Source organism: Streptomyces sp. SID3343 (assembly GCF_009865215.1).
Taxonomy (GTDB): domain Bacteria; phylum Actinomycetota; class Actinomycetes; order Streptomycetales; family Streptomycetaceae; genus Embleya.
In genome coordinates, this window is the sequence record NZ_WWJX01000607.1 from 1 (window position 1) to 11,971 (window position 11,971).

Annotated in this window: 11 protein-coding genes and 1 pseudogene; 10 read left to right on the forward strand and 2 right to left on the reverse strand. The window is 69.5% G+C overall.

Going from position 1 to position 11,971, the window contains the following annotated elements; all coding sequences use genetic code 11:
* The 3 genes and pseudogenes from GT354_RS54170 to GT354_RS18640 all read left to right on the forward strand — a co-directional run.
* A pseudogene (locus tag GT354_RS54170) lies at window positions 1–113 on the forward strand (deaminase); the annotation flags it as partial.
* A 535-nt stretch (window positions 114–648) separates the two neighbouring features.
* The gene (locus tag GT354_RS18635) at window positions 649–813 is read left to right on the forward strand and encodes a hypothetical protein (RefSeq protein ID WP_161357429.1); all 165 of its coding nucleotides are present in this window, start codon (window positions 649–651) and stop codon (window positions 811–813) included.
* Between the two features lie 672 nt (window positions 814–1,485).
* Window positions 1,486–1,920 (forward strand): hypothetical protein, encoded by a 435-nt coding sequence (locus tag GT354_RS18640; protein ID WP_161357430.1) that lies wholly within the window; start codon window positions 1,486–1,488, stop codon window positions 1,918–1,920.
* A gap of 90 nt (window positions 1,921–2,010) precedes the next feature.
* Here the strand turns inward: GT354_RS18640 and GT354_RS56530 are convergent, their stop codons facing one another.
* Complete coding sequence (locus tag GT354_RS56530) at window positions 2,011–2,946, reverse strand: sigma factor-like helix-turn-helix DNA-binding protein (RefSeq protein ID WP_161357431.1); 936 nt, start codon at window positions 2,944–2,946, stop codon at window positions 2,011–2,013.
* 92 nt (window positions 2,947–3,038) lie between these two features.
* On the opposite strand from GT354_RS56530, the gene GT354_RS18650 reads away from it, so the two are divergent.
* From GT354_RS18650 to GT354_RS18680, 7 genes are all read left to right on the forward strand, one after another.
* Window positions 3,039–3,407, forward strand: coding sequence for a hypothetical protein (locus GT354_RS18650; RefSeq protein WP_161357432.1), 369 nt, complete (start codon window positions 3,039–3,041; stop codon window positions 3,405–3,407).
* 1,166 nt (window positions 3,408–4,573) lie between these two features.
* Window positions 4,574–5,764, forward strand: a complete 1,191-nt coding sequence (locus tag GT354_RS18655; RefSeq protein ID WP_237535143.1) for a Mu transposase C-terminal domain-containing protein — start codon at window positions 4,574–4,576, stop codon at window positions 5,762–5,764.
* Window positions 5,761–6,327 (forward strand): ATP-binding protein, encoded by a 567-nt coding sequence (locus tag GT354_RS18660; RefSeq protein ID WP_237535145.1) that lies wholly within the window; start codon window positions 5,761–5,763, stop codon window positions 6,325–6,327. The genes GT354_RS18655 and GT354_RS18660 overlap by 4 nt, the downstream gene beginning before the upstream one ends.
* 31 nt (window positions 6,328–6,358) lie before the next feature.
* Window positions 6,359–7,417, forward strand: a complete 1,059-nt coding sequence (locus tag GT354_RS18665) for a tyrosine-type recombinase/integrase (RefSeq protein WP_161357433.1) — start codon at window positions 6,359–6,361, stop codon at window positions 7,415–7,417.
* 22 nt (window positions 7,418–7,439) lie between these two features.
* Entirely contained in the window at window positions 7,440–7,808 is a 369-nt protein-coding gene (locus GT354_RS18670) for a helix-turn-helix domain-containing protein (RefSeq protein WP_161357434.1), read from the forward strand.
* Between the two features lie 428 nt (window positions 7,809–8,236).
* Window positions 8,237–9,358: an integrase gene (locus GT354_RS18675; RefSeq protein WP_161357435.1), complete on the forward strand. Its 1,122-nt coding sequence runs from the start codon at window positions 8,237–8,239 to the stop codon at window positions 9,356–9,358.
* Window positions 9,359–10,027: 669 nt separating this feature from the next.
* Window positions 10,028–10,363: a hypothetical protein gene (locus GT354_RS18680; protein WP_161357436.1), complete on the forward strand. Its 336-nt coding sequence runs from the start codon at window positions 10,028–10,030 to the stop codon at window positions 10,361–10,363.
* Between the two features lie 172 nt (window positions 10,364–10,535).
* Here GT354_RS18680 and GT354_RS56535 read toward each other — a convergent pair whose 3' ends face one another.
* Window positions 10,536–11,120 (reverse strand): helicase associated domain-containing protein, encoded by a 585-nt coding sequence (locus tag GT354_RS56535; RefSeq protein ID WP_161357437.1) that lies wholly within the window; start codon window positions 11,118–11,120, stop codon window positions 10,536–10,538.
* Between the last annotated feature and the right edge of the window lie 851 nt (window positions 11,121–11,971).

An 11,971-nucleotide genomic window follows, 5' to 3' on the forward strand; every position in this document is an offset into this window, starting at 1 on the left:
TATCCGGACGTTGCCCTCGAGATGATCGGGCACCGCACCTTCGACGCCGTATCCAGTTGGTCGAGTACAAGCCCCGGGTGCTCGAGCACGCGCCGCTCGGCGTTCCTGGGTGACGTTGCCCGTTCGCCGGTCCGGACGGCACCAGGCCGGCGCCGGCGGGTGCGGAGCAAGACCAGACAGAGGGTGAATGGCCAACGTCAGGACGTGCGCCTGCTGATCACTGTCGGGAAAGCCCTCTTTGATCGGCTTCAACACACTCCCTCGACGCGATGCCCCGGGTCGTCGTGCTCTTGGTCCCATATGTGCTCGGCCACGCCCGGCCCCTCCCGTAGTACGGAGCCCAAATCCATACCCGACCGCCGCCGGCCGCGCGGGGGTTCGCGTAATCCGCCATCCCGGCCGCCGAACGCGGCGCCCATCCCCGACACGTCGCCCGTAACACATGTGGCAATAGACGGCCGGTGGCCTCGACGAGGACGACGACGGCGTGGAGCAGTGATCGACCGAGTCAGACCGAGGGCGGACGCGATGCCCAGCGGGGCAGCGTGCCGCAGTCGGACCCGGGCGCACGCCCACTGGTCGGCGCCGCGCTCGACGTCCCGCCGATGAGTCGTACGGGCGCCGAGCGATGCGGGGCCGGCCGCGCCGGTGGCCGAGGAAACCGGCGAGGACACCCGACCGGCGGTCCGCCGCGCCCCGCGCCCTGGCCACCATGCCCCCGCCGCCAAGCTCGCCCACCTGCTCGGCGTCAACGGCCTCCACACCGCCCTGATCGTGCACTCCCGTGCCGAGCCACCGTCGAGCAGGTTCTGACGTCGTGAAACGCCCAGAACGCCTTGCTTTCGACGAGACCAACCCCCCACACCCCGAACCGCTCGCACGGAAACACAGCGTCCACCCGCCGCCGCACAGCGACGACCCTCTCTGCGACTGCCGTGGTTCGCACGCCTGGGTGGACTACACATCCCGACAACGGTCGGGCCGTTCGGCCCCCGGCCATGCCGGCCATGCCGGCCGGGCACGACGGTGATGTCGAAGTCGAAGCCGTGAACACGGCGTTCGTCATGCCGTGGCAGGGCGGCATCGACCTCGTCCCACCGTCGGCGTGACCCGCCCTGGACGCCCTTGCCGATCCCGGGTCGGTCGTCGACCAGTGCCCAGGAACGTCCTCGCCCCCCAACTGCCACACCGTCCGCCCCCAAGCGTCCGAAACCGCACCTCGAGGAGTCTCACCGCGACAACTGGGTGAAGCTCCCGTCCTGGTACAACGACTCCAGCGCCCGCCACGAGCCTGGCTGCGACGCCGGAACGAATGGCATCGAGCTTCCTCGTTTCGCCGCGATGCAGACGGCGACACCGGAACAGACGAAGGCGGCGGCCCTGAACGGGCCGGGCCCGGGGAACGGCCTGGCCCGCCGCCTCTTCCACGCGCCCGGAGGTCGGGCAGGGGGAACCCGTGTCCTATCGCCGTGGTAGTCACATCCCATGAGCCAGTTCCGCGATTTCAACTTCAAACTGCTCGTCGTCGATAAGCTCATGTACGGCCGTGAGCGGCTCCTGCCGGTCTACGACCTGCCCGGGCGGCTGGCCGAGCGCGGGATTCGCGACGCCGCGTCCTACGTCCTGAGGAACGGCCTGCATGAGGAGGTGCTGCCGGAGTCCCGGGCCCATTTCGAGGCCCTGGAGATCCCGGCCGAGCTGCTCGCCCGCGTCGAGGAACTGTGCTTCGACGCCGGGGCGGACGTCTTCCGACACTGTGCCCCCGCCTGGGACGGCGAGGACGACCTGTTCGACGTCCGCTCGCTCGACGACCTCCCCCTGCTGCCCAACCTGCGGGCGGTCACCTTCGTACGCGACGGCGTCCTGGTGGTGCCAAACGCGGCGGAGGTCTTCGCCGCGCACGGCATCGACACCGACTGAGCCCCGGCACCCATCCATCGCCCGCCGCCTCGGCCGAGGCCCTCAAGACCCCCAGCCGAGGAAGACCGCGCACCACCGTCACGCGGACGCCTACGGCCGCTCCGGCGCCCCCGACGGCCCCGACCACGCCGTCTGCACGAAACGGTCCCACACCGCCCCGACGATGCCGGACCCATGGCGCAGGCGATGGATGCGGCTGTTCACGGCCTCGGGGCTCAGGTTCGTCCTGGTCGCGATCTCGGCGTGGGTGTATCCCTGCACGACCGACTCCACGATGGTGCGATCGATCGCGTCGGCGAGGGCGCCGACGTAGCGGGTGACGAAGTCGTGGCCGGCGACGGCGTCTTCGGGGCCCTCGTGGTCGAGGCCGTCCACCGCCCAGCGGTCGAGTTCGGGGTCCAATCCGAGGGCGAGGTCCAAGGACTCCTTGCGGTGCTGGGCCGCCCAGGACGCGTAGGCGTCCTTGAATCCCAGGAGCAGGGCGCCGATGAAGAAGGTCTTGAGCGACGCGCCTCCGTCCGGGGTCCATTGCCCCCCGACCAGGGCCCGTTCGCGGAAGAAGACGAGTCCTTTGGCCAGGGTGTGGTTGATCAACGTCTCGCGTTCCTCGCCCCGGCCGCGCAGGATGCGGCGTTCGCGTTCGTTCGACGTCACCGCGCGGCGTTTGGCCGCGCACAGGCGATAGATCTCGCCTGTGAACAGCCAGTGCAGAAGAACGGGGCGCCCGTAGGCGACCAACTCGCCGCAGAAGATCTCGTAGCGCGGCCCGGAGAAGCCGCACGCGACGAGTTCGGCGTGTAACTCGCGGTCGTGGACGCGCACGGCCAGTCGGTCCAGGACGTCGCGCCCGACCACCGCGACCGAGGCCCCCTCTTCGGATTCGAGGTCTTGGAGCAGACCGGCCGGCGAGGTGGTGGGCGAGGCCCGGGCCCGGCTCGGCGAACGCCCCACGTGGCCCTCCCCTCGGGCGCCGACGACGACAGCGCGGGCCTGTCGGCACCACTGCTCGAAGTTGTAGGGCGTCACGATGCCGGACGCTCACGCGAATCCCGAATATTTTTCGGGGAATTGCCGAGACGGCGCAACGAGGGTGCCCGCACCGCCCCTATAGCCCCCGCGTGACGAACAGCAACCCATCACCCGAAGGCGCCCCCATCTCCCTGTCGGGCACCGCACGATCCGCCGCCGTCCCGGTCGGGATCGCCGCGGTCGTATCCGGCGCGACGGCCGTCGCCGGGGGGAGCGCGTGGTGGATCCCGATCGCCGCGGTGGTGACCTGTATCGCGGTCCTGAGCGCGCTCTCACTCGCCTGGTATCGAGCCATACGCCTCGAACGCCGCATGAGGCTTCGCGACGGATACACGCATCGGGCGGTCGATGTCGCGCTGCACCCCTGGACGGCCCCCGAACAACGCGATGCCGCCGGGAACCTCCTCACCCTCCTCGTTCCCCCACCCCACTCCGACGGGCCCGACGACGCCGCATGAATCCGAGCCCGACACACGAACACCGGGCCCAGAACGCGGTTTGCGCCCGGACCGGCACGCACCGGGCCGTCGCACGCACGCAAGAGCCCGGCTCCTCTCACCGGGCGGCTTCGACACGAGGGGAGCACCCTGTGGAGCACAGCGGTGTGGGGTTCGGCGGTGGTGTCGTTGGGGTGTTCGGTTTGGTGTGTCACTGATGGATGTCGTTGTTCGTGCGGGCCTTGGCTGTTCGGGTTCTGGTTTGTGGTGACGCGTTCCCGTGTCTGCGGTGATACGAGGCCGTGTTGATCGGTGTCGTCTTCGTCGTGTCTCCTTCAGGATGCGGGTGACGGAGGAGGCGGCACATGTTCGCCGTGGTCGAGGGCTGCCCCGGGTGGCCCGGTGGTGCCGCGGCGGCGGTCGGGCGTCGGCGAGCGGGCGAAGGGGCCACGCGAGGGCGCGTTTCGTGACCGGTGCCAGCCGAGTACGGCGACCTCGGTCGGACGGCTGTCGATCGTCGGGGTGTGAAGTCTCCGCCGGGTTCGGGTTGTTCCGCCGGGACCACCCGGTTCAGTTAGCACATGTGTCCGTCGGAACGACGGGAACGGCAGGACGCCACTCGTTCGGGTGAACGATCGGGCCGGGGATGCGCCCCCGGCTCGTAGTCTCACGTCCGTCCCGTCAGCCGGCAGGACCAAGCCCCAGGCCCAACTGCCTTGCACACCAGCATCGTTCGACGCAGGAGGCTGTGCTTGATCACCGTGCCGTTACCCGCCCGCCCGCCTGGCGGACGCCCCCGGTGACCACACCACAGGACACCTCGACGCAGGGCCTGGGCCGGCACCGGGACGAGCTGCGGCCCGCCGCGGTCGGCCAACTCCTGCGGCTGCGCCGGGCGGGGGAGTTGACCACCGCTCACGTGAGACTGGTCGCCGACGCGGTCGGTGTGAGCACGCGCACGGTATGGCCGCTGGCTGGCCCAGGCCGAGCAGACCGGTTCCCCGGCCAAACCCGAGCGCGGGCGGTTCCGGATCACCGACGAGACCATCGATGTCCTCGCCGACTACCAGGGCAACGTCAAACGCGCCCACGAGCACCTGGCACGGACGGCCCTGGCAGCGAGGAAGGAGCCGACGGGGCTGACCACACTGCACGACGCCATCGCCCGTGACCTCGATCCCGGCTTCATGGCAGGCCTGCGCAAGGGCATTCCCGCCGCCCGCGGATTCGACCCCGCGTTCAAACGGCCCGCGGTGGCCCGCAACCAGGTATGGGAAGGAGACCACAAACAGGCCCCTCTCGTCGTGACCATGCCCGACAACACACTGTCGAAGGTGTGGGTGACGTGGTTCGAGGACCGCGGCACCGGCTACGTGACGGGCTGGGCCGTCACCGCCGGCTCCGCACACCGCGGATCGGTCCTGGCCGCCGTACGCGCATCCGTGCTGCGCCAGGCCCCCTACGGACCGGCCGGCGGACTGCCGCACCTCGTGCGCATCGACGGCGGCGCCGACTTCCTGTCCAAGACCGTCCAGCGGGCCTTCGGGCTCCTGGGCGTACCGGTCCACCGAGTGCGCAGCGCCCGCCACAAGGGCGGCATCGAGCGGCTCAACCGCACCGGCACGACCCGCTTCTTCGCCGACCTGCCCCGCTACACCCAAGCCCCCCGACTCGACCACCGCCACCGTGTCGGCGACCAGGACCCACCGCTGACCTTCGAGGCATTCGTCGACCTCCTGCGCGACTGGGTACACCGACACAACACCGAACACGTGGTCAAACGCACCCAACTGACACCACTCCAAGCATGGCTGACCGACCCCACCGAGATCCGACCCGAGCCCGGCCCGACCGAACTACGCGCCCTCATGCTCGAAAGCGACCACAAGCCCCGCAAGATCACCAGCCACGGAGTGGAGTTCGCGGGCCGCTGCTACATGCCCGAGAACGGCATCGGCCGCATCGGCGTCCACGTACGCGTCCGATGGATGCCCCACCACCGCCACGAGATCGACCTGTACACCTTCCGCGGGAACCGCTACCTCGGCCGGGCCCTGCTCAACGACGAGGCCACCGAAGAACTGCGCGCCAAGGTCCTCACCGGCCGCACCGAGCACAGCGCGGCGCTGCGCCGGGCCCTGAAGCGCTCCGGCGAGCGCAAGCGGGAACGCTACCTGCCTTCCACCGAGTCCGAACCGCCTGTGCGGGCAATCCGCATGACGGAGCGCCAGGCGCTGAACGAGCTCGCCGGCGCCGGCGGGAGAAAACCCGCCACGCCCCGTCGCCGTGCCCGGTCCTACTCGCCCCCGACCCCCGTCCCGCCCGGCTGGACACACTCCGGCCAAACTTCCACCACACCCAAGGACGACGCCTCATGACGACCGCTCCCAAGCGCCGGCACCTGCCTCAGCGCCGCCCGGTCACGCCGGCGAGCCACCCCGGCACGGCATCGCGCCGCCGCCCGGATCTACGCCCCCAGTTCTTCCTCGACCTCGAGGATTCCACGCTCGTCCCCACCGACACCCTGCTGCAGATCAAGGACACCGTCGTCGACACCGTCGAGTCGCGGGCCATGTCGGTGATCTACGGCGATCCCGGGCTCGGCAAGAGTTTCAGCACCCGCGCCACGATCCAGGAGATGAACCCGGACCTGATCCTCCCGCTGGACTTCGCCCGTTCCCGCCCCGGCCCCAAGGACCTGCGCGAGGAACTGTTCCACCAGATGAACCTCAGCTGCAAGATGCCCGGCACGCCCACCGCGTTCGACAAGCTCCTGCGCGAGACCCTGCCCAGACGCCCGTACGTGATCGTCTGCGACGAGGCCCAGCAATACCGGCGGGAGGTGTGGGTTGGGGGGTTGCTGGTAAGGCGGGAGTTGCTTTTCTTCCGGTGTCTCGTTGATGGCTTCGGCAGTACATGCCTAGTTCAGGTGTTGCCTTAACCAAGAGTCGTGACGAGATGGCGGGTGGGGTATGGGGGAGAGGCCCTTTCTGCGGCTGGTCGAGGGCGGGCCCGCCGCGCCAGCTGTCGATCCCGGGCGGGTGCCGGACGTGTGGGCTTTCCAGGCCGGTTGCGTACAGGCGTTCGCCGACACCTGGGTGGTGAGGGGCTTCGCCGCAACGACGATCACCTCCTACACCTCCCTGCTCCAGCGGGTACTGGACCACTTCGACCGCCCCGTATGGCGGATCGAACCCGCCCACGTGGACGCGATGCTCCACGATCTGCTGTTCGCGGGCCGGACCGCGGGAACCAGGCGCGGCTACCTGGACATGCTGCGCGCGTTCCACACCTTCGTGCGCCTGCGCTACGCCGCCCGGATCCGGACCCTGTACCAAGTCCCGGTCCACGACCCGCTGGACCGGTTCAACCGACTGCGCCACGTTTGGGACGACACGCCTCGCCCACTGCCGCCCTCGGCCGAGCGCCTCACCGCGTTCTTCGCGTTCGCCCGCGCCCGCCTGGCCGCCGTGTCCGACTACCCGGCCGCGGCACGGGACTACGCGCTGCTGCGAACCCTGTACCACTCCGCGCCGCGGCTGAGTGAAGCACTCCACCTCGACCGATACGACGTCCACCCCGAACTCGGCCCCGCCGGCAAGCTCCACGTACGGTTCGGCAAGGCGGCAGGCGCCTCGGGACCGCGCCCGAGATGGGCACCCATGCTCGACGGCCTGGACCAGGTCCTCGCCTGGTACCAAAGCGACGTCCGGCCCCTGCTCCCCGACACCACCGCACTGTTCTGCGACGCCCACGGAAGACCGCTGAAACCGGAGACCGCACGCGACCGCCTGGCCCGCCTCCTCCAAGGCGAAGGCCGACCCGAGAGCGACCGGTTCACCCCGCACGACCTGCGCCGCGCGGGTGCGACCCACCACTACGAGCAGGGCATGGACCTGCTCATCGTCCAGCAGTTGCTCGGACACCGGCACATCGCCTCGACCATGGCCTACGTCCGCCCATCACTCACCTTCGTCGAGGACGCCTGGCGCGGCGCCACATCGACCACCGTCACCGGCCTCACCGGCTGACCCACAGGCAGGCAGAATGCTCATGACCACACCACCGCCTCTGCGCGCCGTCGAGTCCTCGGCTCCGTCGCCGCAGGTGGAGTGGAGACTGCGGATGGCCGCGGCACAGCGCGGCATCTGGACCGGCACACAACTGCGCCGACTCCTCGCCGAGCGGGCAGGCCTCGAACTGTCCGCGGCATCGGTGTCCGCCTTGTTCACCAAGCAGCCCTCCCAGGTGAAGCTGTCCACCCTGGCCGCGCTGTGCGCCGCCCTCGACTGCGCCCCGGGCGACCTGCTGGCCGTCGGCGAGCCCGCCGTGCCCCCACCACCCACACCAAGCACCACCCCATCCCCGCCACCCCCGCAGCAAAAGTTCGCGCCGCGCCACCGATCCCTGCCACCGTTGTGACCGCACCCGATTCCGCGACGAACCCTCCCGCGACCCCCGATGTCGCGCCACCTCCGGTGAAGGACACCTGCCCGGCCTGTCACCGACTGCGCCGGCTGCGCCCCGATACCGGCCGCTGCCCTTGGTGTTCGCGGACCTGCACCCTCTGTGGCGCCCCACGCAGATCAATCGAACACCTGTGCGCGGCATGCCGACGCCGATCCGCCGGACAACAGGCCCGAGGCCCCTGCCGGCACTGCGGACACCGCCGCGTCCTCGACGCGGCGACCCAGCGCTGTCGAGCCTGCGTCGATCCCACCATCGCACCACCTCCGGCACCCTGTGAACGGTGCGGAACCAGCGGTCAGTGGGCCAAGAGTCTCTGCAAGCGCTGCTACGAGCACTCACCAGACACCGTCTTGTCCCGCGCGGCCGGTTGGGCCGAGCGCATGCCCACCACACCCTCCTGGTGGAACGACCTCGCCGCCCATCTCGCGGAGCACCGCCACCCGATATACGCGGCCGACATCGTCGCCACCACAGCACGGTTGATCCTCGACACCTCGACCCACAACCCCCACCGCCTCCTCGCCCACGCCACCCACGACGCCCCCGAACTCGTCGGAGCACTCACCGACTTCTTCCACACCCACGGCCACCTCGACCCACCACCGGCCCTCGCCGACCAGCAGGCGGCAGCCCGCCGCGCCCGCCGTATCCAGGCCACACCCGCCCCGCTGCGCCCCCACGTCGCACAGTTCGCCGAGTTCCTCCTCCACCAACGCGAACAAGCCGAACAACTGGGACTACGACCCAACCAGCCGAAAACCATCGAGATTCGCCTGGCCGGCGTCCGTGACCTGGCTCGCCACCTCCACGCATCAGGCCACACGAGCTGGACGAGCGTCACCACCGCCGACCTGGAATCCTTCCTGACCGTCAACTCCGCCCTCCGCGCCTCTCGACTGGCGGGACTGCGTCAGTTCTTCGCGCACGCCCACCGTTCCAGGGCCATCCTCCACAACCCCACCGACCCGATATCCGCCGCACAGCAGAGGGGATTCCACGGCCCGACCCTCACTCCGTCCCGGCAGCGCACCCTGTACCGGAGGTGGACCACCCGCCACGACATCCACCCTCACGAAGCCTTCATCGGACTCGCCGCCCTGCTCCACGCGGCAACCATCACCGAATTGCGGCTGCTCGCCGACACGGGAATCGATCCCTCCCGCCGGAGCGTCCGGTTCCCCGGCAGATCGGTGGCTCTCCCACTCGACGAGGCGACCTGGACGGCACTGCAACGCTGTCAAGACCACCGATACCGACTCGGCACGGACAACCCTCACCTGCTCGTCACCCGACTCACCCGCACCCACTGCGGCCCCGCCGGCGCCGCCCACATCCGCGACACCCTCGCTCCTGCCGGTCTCCCGCCCCGCATCCTGCGCTCCACCCGGTTGCTCACCCTGGCCGACGAACTCGACGCCAAGATCCTCACAACGTCACTGGGGATGTCCTACGCGGGCGTCGCCCACTACCAACCCAACCCGCGCCTCACCAAACCGATATGACGATCCATCAGGTCTGGAGGCATTGCAGACACATCCTCACGGCCGGCTATGTCCGTGACTCGCGAAGGCGTTTGTCCGCGGGTCCCGAAGGTGCCTGGGCTGCGTTCGGGGTCGGAATGTTCATGGGTTTCGACGGCACTCGCGGTCGTCTTGCCACCCATCCCGATCCGTCGCCCCGGGTGATCGCCTGTTCGGGCAGCCAGGAGGATGCTGCCACGGCATCGGTGTCGGGCTGCGTCTCATCCGATCGCGTCTGCGGCGCGCCAGGACTTCGTCCGCTCGGTGTGCAGCGTCGGGGTGCGTCACGGTTCGACGACCACGGCTGGTGGTCGTGCGTGGTGGAGTTCGGTTCGCCGACGTGGAGTCAGGGCAGCCGACCGAACCTCGCCGGGATGTGGTTGCGGCAGCTGTCGACCACCACGCCACCCACGGCAACTTCCGCGCCTGGGCACGCCACCCTCACCGCGATGACCCGTACCAACCGCACCACCGTCGACCGCGACACCCTGCGCTGGGCCTTCAGCCGACTCGGCCAACCGACACCACCACGAAAACCGGTGACCACATCGACTGCTCACAGAACACGGAAGGCAGCCACCCAAGACCCGACCGTTCCCGCCGCCGGTACATGTTCGACGGACCGCTCCCGCCTCCGGGTACCGTGCCGGTGTGGACCTGAGCGAATACAACGGATACTTCCTCGACCGCGTTCGCCTGGAGACCGAACCCGGAGGCGGCACCGCGTCCGTCCGCCTGGTCCGCGGGGAGGCGGACAGCGTCGTTCTCGAACTGTCGCACGTGGTCCACGCCCGCATGGACGGCACCGGGGACTGGGACGAGTTCGTCGACGAGATCACCGTGCGCGACCTGCCGCGAACCGGCCCGTGGCCCACCTGGGCCCGTCACCTCCTCCACCACCACAACAACGAGACGACCATGGTCTGGGTCAAGTTGATCGGCCCCACCGAAATCGAGATTCTCGCCCGATCCCTCACCATCCACTGAACCGCGCCGAGCGAAAGCGCGCCCGGCCGGGCCGACCACCCCCGGTTCGCGAAAGACCGGCGCCCCCACGGTTTCGACATGCGCACGCGGCACGTCCGGGTCGCCTCGCGTTGCCGGTAGGCGACGGCCGCACCGAACACCGAACACGAAAACCCCCACCCGACACCGTGGTTCACCAGCGCATGCCGAGTTCGGTGAGGAGCCGGACCCGTTCCTCGCTCAGCGATCCGCGTCGGGTGCGTTGGTTGTTGACCCATTTGCCCAGCCGCACCTCGACGACCCCACCGCCCTCGCCCGCGCCGTCGTCGGGTCCCGCCGAGCTATCCGTCGTCACGGTCTCGACATGCGCGCGGGAAACCTCCAGATGACCCTCGCGTTGGCGGTAGCCGACGGCCGCGGCGAACGCGGTCTCCCACGCGCCCCGCCCGCGCCTTTGCGCCCGGGCAGCCCCGACGACGTCGCCACCCGGAGCCCCAGCACCCTCCACCACGCCGTTCCCGCCGCCGCCGGCCCTCTCGCCGTGACGTTCCGCGCCCCCGACGCCCGCAGCCACCGCCACGCCGTCCTCGACGCCGTCGCCGTCCACCGCGCCACCTTCACCTGTCGCCGCACCGTGCCCGTGTTCGATTTCGGATGCGATGCCGAGTTCGTGGAGTTGCCGGAGCTGTCCGGGCCCGAGCTTGGCCCAGACCACAGGCCTGGCGTGCCGCTGCGCCCATCGTCCGATGTCTTCGCCGCCCGCGATGTGTCCGGGCACGAGTTCGTCGAGGGTCCCGCCGCGCCCGAGGAAGAGTCATATCTCGTTGGCGGCGCGTTGCCATGCGATGGTCCATCCCTCGGGCCTCCACCACAGAGGTCCAACTCCCGGAGTGCGGCGTCTCGTTCGGGATGGTGGTCCAGCACCCCGCTGCGCCGCTGGTTGGCGAGCCATTGTCCGATGCGGACGCCGTCCTGGACGGCGTTCTGTGGTGCGGCGAGGTGCCCGACGCGTTCGAGCCAGCGTCTGGCGGGGGTCTGTCGAACTTTTTACAGTCCCACCCGGCCCGGCGGCGTCGTCCGCTGCGCCGTGTGTGGTCGCGGTGGGAGGCCCTGTCGTTTTGTTGTCTGGTTTCTGTGGTGGGGTTTCTGTGTGGTTTTCCTTACGACATTCGGTGAGGGATGTGGGTTTCGTCAGCGTCGCCCAGTGCCGTCCTGCGGCGTTGTTCGTGCTCGGCTGACGGGATCGGAGCCTGAGGGTCGCAGGGAGTGTGAGTGTGCGTTGTGATGGCAGTGGTTGGTCGTCAGTGGGCCACGGGTGTCGTGTGGGTGTTTGTGTGCTGGTCGGGGTGTGGATGACCGTGATCGTTTCGACTGTCACGGGGGTGACCATCGACTGACATCGGGTGCCTAACACAAGCGGGTTGTTCTGTCATGGAGTTGCCCATTCCTGTGTCAGGCCCCCCGGGGCGTGGGTGTGCTTGCTGTCATGGCGAGGATTCGTTCTTCGGTTTCGGTACGTCCTGTTGTGGGTTCCTCGGATACGGCTGCGGTGATGCGGCCGTTGGTGGTGCGGCGTCTGCTGGCCTTGACGGAAGCGGGTGGTGTCACCCGCGCGCACGTGGCGGTCGC